At 65.2% G+C, this 13,176-nt stretch carries 13 protein-coding genes and 1 tRNA gene; 10 read left to right on the forward strand and 4 right to left on the reverse strand.

The features are described from left to right. Positions 1-105 precede the first annotated feature (105 nt). From ACFQ4G_RS05950 to ACFQ4G_RS05975, 6 genes are all read left to right on the forward strand, one after another. The gene (locus ACFQ4G_RS05950; protein ID WP_238204663.1) at positions 106-1,407 is read left to right on the forward strand and encodes a beta-ketoacyl-ACP synthase; all 1,302 of its coding nucleotides are present in this window, start codon (positions 106-108) and stop codon (positions 1,405-1,407) included. After that, positions 1,404-2,168, forward strand: a complete 765-nt coding sequence (locus ACFQ4G_RS05955) for an SDR family NAD(P)-dependent oxidoreductase (protein WP_238204665.1) — start codon at positions 1,404-1,406, stop codon at positions 2,166-2,168. The genes ACFQ4G_RS05950 and ACFQ4G_RS05955 overlap by 4 nt, the downstream gene beginning before the upstream one ends. Before the next feature lie 16 nt (positions 2,169-2,184). Next, on the forward strand, positions 2,185-2,460 hold the full coding sequence (locus ACFQ4G_RS05960) for an SH3 domain-containing protein (protein ID WP_238204667.1): 276 nt from the start codon (positions 2,185-2,187) through the stop codon (positions 2,458-2,460). A gap of 205 nt (positions 2,461-2,665) precedes the next feature. Continuing rightward, on the forward strand, positions 2,666-3,691 hold the full coding sequence (locus ACFQ4G_RS05965; protein WP_238204669.1) for a zinc-binding dehydrogenase: 1,026 nt from the start codon (positions 2,666-2,668) through the stop codon (positions 3,689-3,691). A gap of 100 nt (positions 3,692-3,791) precedes the next feature. Continuing rightward, positions 3,792-4,811, forward strand: a complete 1,020-nt coding sequence (locus ACFQ4G_RS05970) for a lipid A biosynthesis lauroyl acyltransferase (RefSeq protein WP_238204671.1) — start codon at positions 3,792-3,794, stop codon at positions 4,809-4,811. A 4-nt stretch (positions 4,812-4,815) separates the two neighbouring features. Then, positions 4,816-5,574 carry a DUF1223 domain-containing protein gene (locus ACFQ4G_RS05975; protein WP_379039875.1) on the forward strand — a complete coding sequence of 253 codons (759 nt, stop codon included), beginning with the start codon at positions 4,816-4,818 and terminating at the stop codon, positions 5,572-5,574. 68 nt (positions 5,575-5,642) lie between these two features. Here ACFQ4G_RS05975 and ACFQ4G_RS05980 read toward each other — a convergent pair whose 3' ends face one another. The 3 genes from ACFQ4G_RS05980 to ACFQ4G_RS05990 form a co-directional block, all read right to left on the reverse strand. Beyond that, entirely contained in the window at positions 5,643-6,908 is a 1,266-nt protein-coding gene (locus ACFQ4G_RS05980) for an aminopeptidase (RefSeq protein ID WP_238204675.1), read from the reverse strand. A gap of 105 nt (positions 6,909-7,013) precedes the next feature. After that, positions 7,014-7,307, reverse strand: coding sequence for a DUF2218 domain-containing protein (locus ACFQ4G_RS05985; protein ID WP_238204677.1), 294 nt, complete (start codon positions 7,305-7,307; stop codon positions 7,014-7,016). A 314-nt stretch (positions 7,308-7,621) separates the two neighbouring features. Further along, a complete protein-coding gene (locus tag ACFQ4G_RS05990) occupies positions 7,622-9,067 on the reverse strand; it encodes an FAD-binding oxidoreductase (RefSeq protein ID WP_238204679.1) in 1,446 nt (481 codons plus the stop codon). A gap of 170 nt (positions 9,068-9,237) precedes the next feature. On the opposite strand from ACFQ4G_RS05990, the gene ACFQ4G_RS05995 reads away from it, so the two are divergent. The 3 genes from ACFQ4G_RS05995 (at position 9,238) to ACFQ4G_RS06005 (ending at position 10,616) form a co-directional block, all read left to right on the forward strand. Continuing rightward, positions 9,238-9,936, forward strand: coding sequence for a fumarylacetoacetate hydrolase family protein (locus ACFQ4G_RS05995; RefSeq protein ID WP_238204681.1), 699 nt, complete (start codon positions 9,238-9,240; stop codon positions 9,934-9,936). Continuing rightward, the gene (locus tag ACFQ4G_RS06000) at positions 9,933-10,412 is read left to right on the forward strand and encodes an NUDIX domain-containing protein (protein WP_238204683.1); all 480 of its coding nucleotides are present in this window, start codon (positions 9,933-9,935) and stop codon (positions 10,410-10,412) included. Before ACFQ4G_RS05995 ends, ACFQ4G_RS06000 begins: the two co-directional genes overlap by 4 nt. A 129-nt stretch (positions 10,413-10,541) precedes the next feature. Then, positions 10,542-10,616, forward strand: a tRNA-Gly gene (locus ACFQ4G_RS06005). Between the two features lie 307 nt (positions 10,617-10,923). Here the strand turns inward: ACFQ4G_RS06005 and ACFQ4G_RS06010 are convergent. After that, positions 10,924-11,580 (reverse strand): Crp/Fnr family transcriptional regulator, encoded by a 657-nt coding sequence (locus tag ACFQ4G_RS06010; RefSeq protein ID WP_238204685.1) that lies wholly within the window; start codon positions 11,578-11,580, stop codon positions 10,924-10,926. 760 nt (positions 11,581-12,340) lie between these two features. Between ACFQ4G_RS06010 and ACFQ4G_RS06015 the strand changes: the two genes are divergently transcribed. After that, a complete protein-coding gene (locus ACFQ4G_RS06015; RefSeq protein WP_238204687.1) occupies positions 12,341-13,078 on the forward strand; it encodes a helix-turn-helix transcriptional regulator in 738 nt (245 codons plus the stop codon). Positions 13,079-13,176 lie beyond the last annotated feature (98 nt).

Raw genomic sequence — 13,176 nt, forward strand, 5'->3', positions numbered from 1 at the left:
AAGCGAAAATCATCTAAGACGGACGCAACCGTGATCGATCGGCCCGGATGTTCTGGGTGGGGCACCTCCAAGGCCGTTCGGTCGAAACGATAACAAGACGGCGCGATGACGAATCCTTCTCCCCGTGATGATCGAGGAACCCGGGACAGCCATGGCAGGCCGCTCGTCGCCGTGACGGGCCTCGGCATCGTCACGTCCCTCGGCCAGGGGCAGGCCGACAATTGGGCGGCGCTCACAGCGGGGAAGTCCGGCATCCACACCATCGCGCGCTTCCCGACCGAAGGCTTGCGCACGCGCATCGCCGGCACGGTGGATTTTCTCGACACCGATCCGCTCGTGGCGCCCGCTCTGTCTCAACGCTTCGCTGAAGAGGCGGCCGAAGAGGCCATCGCCCAGTCCGGCATCGGCACGAAGGGCGACTTTCCCGGCGCCCTGTTCATCGCCGTCCCGCCGGTCGAGATGGAATGGCCGCAGCGCCAGGCCATGGCGCAGGCTTCCGGCCAGAGCGGCGACATCACCTATTCCGATCTCCAGCGCGCCGCGTCGAGCCGTGCGTTCGACGCTTGGCACGACCTCTTCATCTTCGCGACCGTGGCCGACAACATCGCCGACCGGTTCGGCACCAAGGGTTCGCCGATCTCGCTCTCCACCGCCTGCTCGTCCGGCGCCACCGCGATCCAGCTCGGCGTCGAGGCGATCCGGCGCGGCGAGACCAAGGCCGCTTTGTGCATCGGCACCGACGGCTCGGTGAACCCGGAATCGCTGATCCGCTTCTCGCTGCTCTCTGCCCTCTCTACCCAGAACGACCCGCCGGAGGGCGCCTCGAAGCCGTTCTCCAAGAACCGCGACGGCTTCGTCATGGGCGAGGGTGCCGCCGCCCTGGTTCTGGAGGATGCCGAGTCCGCCCGCGCGCGGGGTGCGAAGATCCTCGGCTACGTGCTCGGCTGCGGCGAGAAGGGCGACGGATTCCACCGCACGCGGTCGAGCCCTGACGGGGCGCCGGGCATCGCCGCCATCCGCGCCGCCCTCGACGATGCCGGCACCGCGCCCGATTCCATCGACACGATCAATGCCCACGGCACCTCGACGCCCGAGAACGACAAGATGGAAGCGCTGGGCTGCGCCGCGGTGTTCGGTGACCGCATCCGCACCCTGCCGATCTCGTCGAACAAGTCGATGATCGGCCATACGCTCACCGCCGCCGGCGCCATCGAGGCGGTGATCTCGCTCCTCACCATCGCCCATGGCCGCATCCCGCCGACGATCAACTACGCCGTGCCGGACCCTGCTCTGTCGCTGGACGTGGTGACCACGGCCCGCGACGCGCGCGTCAGCCGCGTCCTGTCGAATTCCTTCGGTTTCGGCGGGCAGAACACCTGCCTCGTCCTGGGGGACGAGCCCGCATGATCTCGGAAACCTCCCGCCGCGTCCTCGTCACCGGCGGCGCCTCCGGCCTCGGCTCGGCCATTGTGCGGGCGCTGATCTCCGGTGGCTACGACGTCGCCTTAACGTATCGCTCGTCGGGAGAGGCGGCGGAGCGCCTCGTCGCCGACCTTTCCGAGGCCAACCCGGAGCGGACGATCACGGCGCACGCCCTCGATCTTGCCGACCGCGACGCCATCGAGGCCTTCTGCGAGGCCAACGAGGGGGAGGGGTTCTACGGCCTCGTCCACAATGCCGGTCAGTCCTACGACGTGCTGGCCGCGATGATGGCGCAGGACAAGGCCGAGGCGGCGATGCAGGTGAATTTCTGGTCGCTGACCCGCCTCGCGAAGGCGCTGGTGCGCGGCATGATCCGCGGACGCTCCGGCCGCATCGTCGCCATCGGCTCGGTGGCGGCCCTCCGGGCCAATCCGGGCAACGCCGCCTATGCGGCGACGAAGGGCGCGCTGATCTCCTATTGCCGCACCCTGGCGATCGAGTCGGCCAAGCGCGGGGTGACGGTCAACGTCATCGCGCCGGGCTTCATCGATACCGACATGATGACGCCCTATGCCGCGCACCGTGCCGGAATGGAGAAGCAGATCCCGGCCGGGCGCTTCGCCAGGCCGGAGGAAGTGGCGGCGCTGGCGGCCTTCCTCATGGGGGAGGGCGCGGCCTACATCACCGGCGCGGTCCTGCCCGTCGATGGCGGGCTGACGGCGATGATGGGCGTCCACCGGACCTGAGGCGGGGCAACGGCCGATGCGCTCCCTTCTGATCCTGGCACTCACCCTGGCGGCAGGCCCAGCGGTGGCCGAGACCGGCGCCTTTCGCGTCGCCGGGCTGCCGCGCGGCGATTCCCTGAGCATCCGCGAGACGCCGGACGCCTCGGCGCCCGTTCTCGGACAGGCTCCGGAAGGCGCGCGCCTGCGCGGCTTCGGCTGCACCAACGAGACGCCGAGCGGGTTGACCTGGTGCCGGGTCAAGGCCGGCCCCATCCTCGGCTGGGCGCGACGCCGCTACCTCGCACCGGATTGAGGTGTGACGCCTTTCGGTCGATAAGGCGCCCTATCCATTCCGATCCCTCATCCTGAGGTGCCGGAGCAACGCGGAGACCTCGAAGGAGGGCTCCAGATGGGACGCGGGCTCCGGAGCCCTCCTTCGACGCCCGCTGCGGGCACCTCAGGATGAGGTGATGCGAAGGAGGTTCGGAGCCCGGAACGCCCGACGAGAGACGAGCCCGATGCAAGCCCTCCAACTCTTCGGTGACCGCGACCTGCGCCTCGGCGAGGTCGATCCGCCGGCCGCTCCGGGTCCGGGCGAGGTCCAGATCCGCGTCCGCGCGGTCGGCCTGAACTTCATCGACGTCTGGGGCTTTCGCGGCATGGCCTTCGCCAAGCGCAAGCTGCCGCTGACGGTGGGCGCCGAGGCCTCGGGCGAGATCGTCTGCGTCGGCGAGGGGGTGACGGACCTGGGCGAGGGCGACCGCGTGGTGATGTACGGCGCACAGACCTGCGGCCGCTGCAAGGCCTGCCGGGAAGGCCGCGACAACCTCTGCGAGGACGTCTCCGGCGTCATGGGCTTCCATATCGACGGGTTCGCTCGCCAGCTCGTCACCATGCAGGCCCGTCTCGTGGTGAAGGTGCCGGACGGGGTGAGCTTCACCGACGCCGCCTGCGCACCCATCGCCTTCGGTACCGTCCAGCATATGCTCTTCGACAACGCGAAGCTCGAGCCCGGCGAGAGCATCCTCGTCCATGCCGGCGGTTCCGGCATCGGCACCGCCGCGATCAAGATGGCCAAAGCCATCGGCTGCACCGTGTTCACCACGGTGGGCGACGACACCAAGGGCGAGATGGCGAAAGCCCTCGGCGCCGATCACGTCATCAACTATCGCGACGAGCGCTTCGAGGGCGAGGTCCGCCGGCTGACCAAGCGCAAGGGCGTCGACGTGGTGTTCGAGCATGTCGGTCCCGACACCTGGAACGGCTCGCTCCTCTGCCTCAAGCGGGGCGGGCGCCTCGTCACCTGCGGCTCCACCTCCGGCGTGTCCACCACCATGAACCTGATGCAGCTGTTCCAGCAGCAATACCGCATCACCGGCTCCTTCGGCTGCTCCATGGCCAATATCCGCCAGTCGCTGGCCAAGATGGCCGAGGGGATCACACCGGTCGTGGACACGGTGCTGCCGCTGGGGGATTTCTCTCAAGGGCTGGAGCGGCTGGAATCGCGCAAGGTGTTCGGAAAGATCCTGGTGACGATCGACTGACGGGTTGTCCGGGCAAACGAGGCTCGCGTTCCCCCCTGACACTGCCCCTCATCCAAAAAATGTTCTAAACGAACGCGATAGCCACTCCCCGGAAGACATCGTGCTGCGCCTCGCCCTCGTTCTGAACCGTCATCTGCCCCGGATGGCGGGTCTCGCCATGATCCCGCTGGTGCGCATCCTGTTCTGGCTGGCGCGGATGCTCGGGACCGAGCGGGCGAGCCGGACCGGCGGAGCGATCGCACGCAGGGTCGGGCCGTTTCTGCCGGCCAACCGCATCGCGCTGGCGAACCTGCGCGCCGCCTACCCAGAAAAGGACGAGGCGGCCGTCAAGGCGATCGCGGCCCAGGCCTGGGACAATCTCGGCCGTACGGGGGCGGAATACGCCCACCTCGCCACCCTGTTCGATATCGATCCCGCCGATCCGTCGAGCCAGCGCATGTCCGTCTCGGGCGCCGAGCATTTCGAAGCCCTGCGCGACGACGGCAAGCCGGGGCTGATCTTCGCGGCCCATCTCGCCAATTGGGAATTGCCGGCGATCTGTGCCGCCCGATACGGCCTTGAGGCGACGGCGATCTTCCGGCCGCCCAACGACATCGCCTCCGCGCGCCTCGTCCAAGAGGTCCGCCGCGAGACCATGGGTGGTCTGGCGGCAGCCGGGCAGGGCGCCGTCTTCTCGATGCAGGGTGTGGTGGAGCGCGGCGGCCATCTCGGCCAGCTCATCGACCAGCATTTCACCCGCGGCGTCGTGGTGGAGTTCTTCGGCCGCCCCGTGCTGGTGAACCCGCTACTCGCCAAGCTCGCCAAGCATTACGAATGTCCGGTCCATGGGGTCCGCGTGGTGCGCAAGGACGATGCCCGCTTCCATCTCGAACTCACTCCCCCGCTCGACCTGCCTCGCGACGCCAAGGGCGAGATCGACGTCCAGGGCGCGATGCAGGCCATGACACGCGTGGTAGAGGAATGGGTCCGCGACAATCCCGGCCAATGGCTGTGGATGCATCGGCGCTGGCGTCCGAACATGCTGCCGAAACCCAAGATCGCTCCTGCAACACAGGTGGAGACATCCAAGGCTCATCGAGGCAACGTGACTTCCGTCGCGGACGAAGGCGCTGTCACATAGTCATATGGGCCGATCCGTTTCTCGTCTGCGCCGCTCGGCGTACAGCCTCCTGATGCTCGCCGCCTGCCTCCCGGCTTCGACGGGGACGGTGCGAGCAGAATCGCCCCGGGCGGTCATCGAGCTCTTCACCAGCCAGGGCTGCGGCGCCTGCCAGCCGGCCTCGCGGATCATGGGCGAGTATGCCCAGCAGGCCGACGTCATCGCCCTGACCCTACCGGTGAGCTACTGGGACTACCTCGGCTGGAAGGACGAGTTCGCGATCCCGGCCTTCACCGAACGCCAGCGCGCCTATGCCAGCAGCCATGGCGAGCGCCAACTCTTCACGCCCCAGGCAATCGTCAATGGCGAGCCGTCGACGGTCCGGTTGGACCGTGCCTTCCTTGACCGCAGCATCCGCGCGGCGAGGCAGGCGGGCGGGCTCGCCGTACCGGTGAAGGTGCTGGAACAGGGTGACCGCATCGCCATCGACGTCGGCGCCGGGCGCAACGCGGCCGAGCGTGGCGAGGTCTGGCTGCTGCCGATCCTGCGCCGGCACAGAGTCGCCGTGGCGCGGGGCGAGAACAAGGGACAGGTCGTGGATTACGTCAATGTGGTCCGCGGGATGCACAGGGTCGGAGGCTGGACGGGCCAAGCCGCCCATTTCGAGATTCCCCGCACCCTCGCACGCTCGGGCAATGCCGACGGCTACGTGGTCGTGCTTCAGGGCGGAACGCTGGCCCATCCCGCCCGCATTCTCGGTGCGGCCAAGGGGCCGGGGCTCTGACCTCCGGCCCCGATCTTCTCTGAAAATCGTTTCCGCGCGATTGCATCCGGAACGATGCGCCGAACGGTTCAGCCCACCCATTCGCCCGCGCGCATCACCGCCACGGCGCGACCCTCGGCGGTGAGACCGTCGACATCGATCTCGGCCGAGCCAATCATCCAGTCGATGTGGATCAGGCTGCGATTGGCGCCGCGCGCCGCGAGGTCCTCCTCGCTGAAACCCTCACCGCCGTTGCAGAAACACTTGCTGTAGGCCTGCCCCAAAGCGATGTGGCTCGCGGCATTCTCGTCGTACAGGGTGTTGTAGAACAGAAGCCCCGAGGCCGAGATCGCCGAGGAGGCAGGCACCAGCGCCACCTCACCGAGCCGGCGGGAGCCCTCATCCGTGTCGAGCACGCGAGCGAGCACGTCGCCTCCCGTGCGGGCCGTCGCCTCGACGATTCGGCCTTCCTCGAACCGTACCCGGATGCCGTCGATCAGCGTGCCCTGATAGGAGAGCGGCTTGGTGCTCGTCACATAGCCGTCCACTCGCGCCTTGTGCGGCGTGGTGAACACCTCCTCGGTGGGGATATTGGCGTTGCACAGGATGCCGCTGCGCGAAACGGAGGCGCCGCCGCACCATTCATGATCGTCGGCGAGGCCCACGGTCAGGTCGGTATCGGGCCCCTGGAAGCGCAAAGCCGCGAAACGATGCTCGTTCAAGATCTTCGTACGGGCATGAAGCGCGTCGTTATGCGCCCTCCATTCCTCCACCGGGTCAATCCCGTCGACGCGGGAGGCGGCGAAGATCGCATCCCAGAGCCGCGCCAATGCCTCATCCTCTGGAAGATCGGGGAAGACGGTACGCGCCCAGGGGCGGGAAGCGGCGGAGACGATGGTCCAGTTGGTGGCGAAATTCGCGATGAGCTCCAGCGCCGGCACATAGGCCTTCGAGCGCGAGCGATTGGCACGGGCAACCTTGGTCGCATCCTGTCCGGCAAGGAGAGAAGGATCGTCGCCTGAGATCGCGAGCCGCGCGGCCCCGTTGCGGAATGCCTCTGCCATGCCGCCGTAGAGCCAGCCCGCCGCCGTGTCGAACGCATCGTCGGGAGCATGGGCGAAGCGGGCCAGCGTGGCGGCATCGTCGGAATAGAAGGTGGTCACCAGGGACGCACCGGCCTTGTAGGCCTCGGTGGTGATCGCGCGCGCCAAGGGCGCGGCTTCGAGCGGCGCCGTCATGACCAGCTCCTGGCCGTGCTTGAGGCCGAGCCCGATCCTGACCGCTACCCTGGCAAGGCGCTCGATCCGCTCGTCGAAGGACGGGGCGGCCATGTCGGCCTCTGCGCGAATCGTCATCACCGTGTCTCCTTGGCTCCGTCCCGCATAGGCCGCGGAGACAGCGCTCAGCAAGATCGGGTGTGGAGCGGGCGATTCAAGCGCGAGGCCGCGATACCAGGCCTGTCAGGCTGCGCGCGACCAGGTGATGTCGCCGAGATTCTCGCGGAAGGCGAAGCGCATCAGGTGGTCGGCCACCACGTTCTCGAGCCGGGTGAGGCCGGCCGGATCTGGGGTCGCCACCCGCATCAGCAGGGCATCGGCCTCTGCCTGGAACGTGCAAACGCGATCTTCGCCGAATGGAACGGTGCCGGACGCGTCCGTGGTCTCGACCGGAAACTTGTGGCTCCAATGGCGGCAGAGCTGCTTCAGGTAGCGGCTCGCCTCGGCTGTCGGAACTCTCGCCTGCGAGGTCGGCATCGTGTGGTCTCCTTCGGTCCCTGTTGTCCGTCGGCGCAGCTGCGCCCTGGTCGCCACCTGGCAGATCAGGCCGTCGTCAAAGATGCGATCCGCCCTTCAAGAAGGGCTCATGACCGTTAACGCCCCGATAAGACGCTGCAGCGCACCCACGGGGCAACCTCGTCGCAACAACGCCTTAGATCGCGATTCGGAGCCAATTTATGGCGCATCGCGATACGGATTGTGGCCTCTTCTTGTGCGACGCACAATGGGTCATGGGAACAACTCGCCAATCTTCGAAACGATGCTGCGGCCGATCCTCTCAGGCGGCTCGACTATTCCCGCGGGAGCGCCGGGGGCGGATTCGGCGACGACGCGACGATCTTCCCGGGATTCAGGAGGTCATGCGGGTCGAGGGCCGCTTTGAGCCGGCGCATCAGGTCGAGACCGACCGGGTCGCCGTATCGGACGAGTTCGTCACGCTTGATCAGGCCGATCCCGTGCTCGGCGGCGATGGACCCTCCCATCCCGTGCACGATGTCGTGAACGATCCTGTTGAAGCGGCCCCATTGCTTCAGGAAGGCCGCCTTCTCCATGCCGACGGGTTGGCTGAGGTTGAAGTGGATGTTGCCGTCGCCGAAATGCCCGAAGGCGCAGACGCGCAGGCCCGGCATCTCGGCCTCGCAAGCGGCGATCGCCGCATCGAGGAAATCGGCGATGCGCGCGAGCGGCACCGAGACGTCGTGCTTGATCGAGCCGCCCTCCAGTGATTGAACGTCGGACAGGTTTTCGCGTAGGGACCACAGGTTCAGGTTCTGCGCCTCGCTGGCGCAGATGACGGCATCCTCCACGAAGCCATTCTCAATGGCGGCCGCCAGGGCGACCTCCAGATCGCCGAGGGCATCCGCCCCGGGGCGCGTCGTGGACATCTCGACGAGGGCGTAGGCCGCATGGTCTCCGGTCAGCGGGCGAGGCAGGGCGGGCCGATGTCGGAGGACGATGTCGAGGCCGTAACGCGGGATGTACTCGAACGCCGTGAGGTCGTGTCCGGCCGCCCGCCTCAAGGCCTCGAACAAGGCGAGTGCCGTTCGAGGGGACGACAGGCCGACGAAGCCCACCGCCCGCGACGAGGGTTTCGGGTAGAGCTTCAAGACGGACGCGGTGATGATGCCGAGCGTCCCTTCCGAGCCGACGAACAGATGCTTGAGGTCGTAGCCGGCATTGTCCTTGCGCAATGCGCTCAAGCCGTTCCAGACGCGCCCATCGGCCAGAACCACTTCGAGCCCGAGTACGAGGTCGCGCATGTTGCCGTAGGCGAGGACGCCGGTCCCGCCGGCATTGGTCGCGAGGTTGCCGCCGATCGTGCACGACCCTTCCGAGGGCAGCGACAGGGGAAACAGCATCCCCTGCGCATCGGCCGCCGCCTGCACCTCGGCGAGGAGCGCACCGGCCTCGACGGTGATGGTCGCGCTCAACGGGTCGACGGCGCGTATGCGCGACAGGCGGCCCAGGGACAGGACGATCCCGCCCCAGGGCACGCCGCCGCCCACCAGCCCGGTATTGCCGCCCTGGGCGACGATCGCGATCCCCGCCTCGGCACAGGCCGCGACGACGAAGGCGACCTCGTCGGTATCGGCCGGGCGGACGACGGCGAGCGCGCTGCCCCGGAAGAGACCGCGCCATTCGACAAGATGGGGCGCGATGTCTGTCGGTGCGGTGAGGACATGCTTCTCCCCTAGTCGCTCGGCGAGACGGGAGAGAAGGTCGGAGGAAGCGGTCACGGGCGTCTCGGTGCGCGGGCATCTGAGTCGGGAGGTCTGATCGAGGACGTGCCGGCAAAGGATGGCGCCGGCGGCCTCTCCTCCTATGATAGGCGTCGTGAACCGTCTTTGCAGGGCGTCACGCCGCCCCGCTACCGATCCAAGCGAACCCTTTGCGAGGCGCCCGACAGATGTTGTCCGTAATCCCGAACCCGCCCCACGCGACCCTGCCCATCGTCGGCAGCCAGGATTTCTTCCCCGTCCGCCGCGTCTATTGCGTGGGACGCAATTACGCCGCCCATGCTCGCGAGATGGGCAAGGACCCCGAACGCGAACCGCCGTTCTTCTTCATGAAACCGGCGGACGCGCTCCAGATCGTTCCGGGCTCGGAGGCGATAGACCACCTCTATCCGCCGCGAACCGCCAATTACCATTTCGAGGTGGAACTCGTGGCGGCCCTAGGGCGGGGAGGGCGGGACATCCCGGCGGCCGGCGCGCTGGACTACGTCTACGGCTACGCGGTCGGCCTCGACATGACCCGGCGCGACGTCCAGGACGAAGCCAAGCGCTTGGCACGTCCGTGGGATCTCGCCAAGTCGGCGGATGCCTCCGCCCCCATCGGACCGCTTCACCGGGCCGAGTTCGTGGGACATCCGGTACGCGGTGCCATCACGCTCACCGTGGACGGTGCGTCCCGCCAGTCCGGAGACCTGTCGGAGATGATCTGGTCGATCCCCGACCAGATCGCGCTCCTCTCCAGCTATTTCGAGCTCCATCCCGGCGACCTGATCTTCACCGGCACGCCATCGGGAGTCGGCGCGGTGGAGCGCGGACAGCTGATGGAAGCGGCCATCGAAGGCTTCGGAGCCATACGCCTCAAAGTCGTATGATCGGTACACTCCTCGACCGCCCGCTGCTGCAATGGCTGTTCCAGTTCGGCGCCCTCGCCACGCGCGGGATGACCCTCGGCGTGCGCGGGGCCGCCTTCGACGAGAGGGGCCGCGTCTGCCTCGTGCGTCATACCTACGTGGCCGGGTGGCACCTGCCCGGCGGCGGGGTCGAGGTCGGCGAGACCACCGCCGATGCCATGATCAGAGAATTTCGTGAGGAGGCCGAGATCGCGGTGGCGATTGGCGCGCCACTGCGCCTGCATGGCTTCTTCCGCAGTACGGCCGCCGCCGGACGCGATCACATCGCGGTCTACATCGCCCCCGCTTTCACGCTCCTCCGGCCGAAGGCTCCCGATCGCGAGATCGCGGAAGCCGCCTTCTTCGCCCTCGACGCGCTGCCCGAAGCGACGACGCGGGCCACGCGCGAACGCCTCGGCGAGATCGCCGAGGGACGATCTCCGGCCGCCACCTGGTGAGAGCATGAGAAAGATGCACGTCGGCAAAAGAACCGAAAAACAGGCCTTGCCACGCCCAGCAGAATGTTGTTTAGAGACGCCGTCCGGGGCCGCCGGCGGGTCTTCTCCACCAGCGGTACGGCATTGTGAGCGGGTGTAGCTCAGGGGTAGAGCACAACCTTGCCAAGGTTGGGGTCGAGGGTTCGAATCCCTTCGCCCGCTCCAATTCATCATTTTCCGTACAGAGAAAAGCGACAGCGAACACGCTGTCGCTTTGTCTTCCAGCATCCTTAAACGCGTCGGCATGTGCAACTGCCATTGCTCGAGATTCGGCTACTCGCGGGGCGGCAATGCCGCCAACAAGCGTGAACGATTCTGGGAAGCCGCCTTCGTATCTTTGGATCTCAGCGTCCGCCGCCCTCATGAACAACGGACCAGTCACCGGCACGCGACCGCGTGAAGTCGACATGAAATCGCACGACCGCTCACGAGATTCGTCGCCCTCGCGTAGGCCGTATCCCGCGGCGCAGCTTCAATCCTTGAGAAGCACCTTGATCAGCGATCTGTTGACGCGGATGTCGCCGTTATACTCGATGAATCCCAGTTCGCGAAACTTATTGAGAAACTGGCTGACCCTCGGACGGCTTGCACCGACCATCTGCGCGAGACTGGCTTGGCTCAGCCGCGGGATCACGGCGAGCGAAGCATCGTCTTTGTCGAAGTTGGCGAGCAGGAGAAGCGTTCGCGCGAGTCGCTTCTCACTCGAATTGAACAATTGATCGATCAGATCGTCCTCGATGCGCTTCGATCTCGCAAGCAGATGGGCAAGGAAGCTGTTGGAAAAGGCTTGATCGTCTCGGAGTAAACGGAGGACGAGCTTCTTTTCTATCTTCAGCACCGTCGCGGGCCCGATCGCGACCGCATCGCTCGGACGTTTGGACTGACCGGCGATGAGGCAGCCTTCACCGAAGAACTGACCGTTGCCGCATATCCCGATGATGGCTTCCTTACCGCTTACGGAGAACGCGACGAGCTTCACTTGGCCGGCGACTACGTAGAACAATGCTTCTGCAGAATCCCCCTGATTGTAGAAGATACTTTTGTCGTCAAGAAAATATTCCGCAGTTCCCGCGCCGAGATTTTGAAGAACCTCCCCAAAATCGATTTTCTTCAATGGCTTGCGAGGCATTATACCCGCCCTCCAATGCGAGTTCGGAAATATTAAGATTAAAATCCTTTTCTCGTCGTCAGTCATCCGTATATGATTCGGCTGAAGATTGGATCGACGCCTGGGTTTGGTACCTTTCAGTGATCCAATGCCTTGAGGATAAACGATAATTTTTTCGGATCAATGTTCTGTTTGGAACAGACACATAATGCTCGATTACGCTGACTGATTTCACCAGGGAAAACGACGAGTCTCGGAAATGAATTCGAGGCTAAATTTAACTTTTTTTACTTTTTTCGGAATAGACCCAGACATTTCAATGCTTCTGAAATGTCTCTCTAAGCAGTCCGCGTCCAATCGCAATTCGGCGCTACGCCGAAGGCGGACTGAAAGATTTCGTCTTCGGTTTTTCCACGCGACAAGGATGCTGGATAACGGGAGCGGACGACAGTACGGCCTGGGCACGAGCGAACCATTGCTCATCGAAATCGGTGATTTTTTTTGTTCGACTGGGTTCTTTCAAAAATGGAAGAGCGAAAGCGGTCTTTCGATCACACCGCATAGTGGAGACCGACGAGACGGCGCGCCGACATCTACGGCTCGCTCAAAGCAGAATTGGGGATGTTTCCCTATATTTCATCATCCTCTGCAGGCATTGTCTGCATCAGGTCACAGCGAGGTGGACACGATGTCGAAACGTCCGCACCGACCGATTGGCGGCCCTGGCAATATCAATCTTCGCGTACGTCTCAAGCAGTCCCGACCACGGGGAACCGAAGAAGTGGTCCTCGTCGTTCCGAACGAAGTCTTCCGCGAAGGTCTGAAAAGTGTTCTTTCAGGAAGCCGGATCAAGGTCGGCCTGTGCTTCGACAGCGTTACGGAGTTTCAGTCATCGCGGGATTCGCCCCGCGACGAAGCGATCGTGCTGATCGATTGCGCGACCGAGGCGGAGGTGGCGTCGATATCCGAACTCGCGGCCCAGTTTCAGAGCGAGACGTCGTCGATCCGGATCGTCGTGCTGGCAGGCCCGGAAGCGACCGGGCTCTGGCCGCTGGCCAATCTCGGCATCATCAACGCCTTCGTGCCGCGCAGCATCAGCACGTCGGCACTGGTCAACCTGCTCTACCTGGTCTGGGACGGCTTCGTCGTGACCCAGATGGGCGTCGTGCAGGCCATGAAGCATCAGCAGAGGCCGGAGCCGTTGCAGATCGAATGCCCGCAACCAGCCCGGACGGACGATGCCGGTCTCCTGAACGACATGAGAAGTCTCTCCAACCGAGAGCGGGAGATCCTCCTGCTTCTGACCAACGGGGCATCCAACAAGGAAATCGCCCGAAAGCTGAACATCGCTGAGGCGACGGTCAAGATTCACGTGAAGGGCGTGTTCCGCAAGATCGGAGCGGTGAATCGCACTCAAGCGGCGATCTGGGCGTTGATGCGGGCGGAAACCGAGCAGCCGATACCACTCCCGCTCTCCGCAACCCTGGACGTCGGTATCATGATCAACGGCGCCGCCTAGATGTGAGCTTTCAGGAGGTTGTCCATCCGGTCTGAACCGAGGAGGCTGGAGTTGCGAGGCTTCAGCTATGTCGGAGAGACCGGATGAACATCCATCAG

This window comes from Methylobacterium marchantiae (assembly GCF_042679825.1).
Taxonomy (GTDB): domain Bacteria; phylum Pseudomonadota; class Alphaproteobacteria; order Rhizobiales; family Beijerinckiaceae; genus Methylobacterium; species Methylobacterium marchantiae.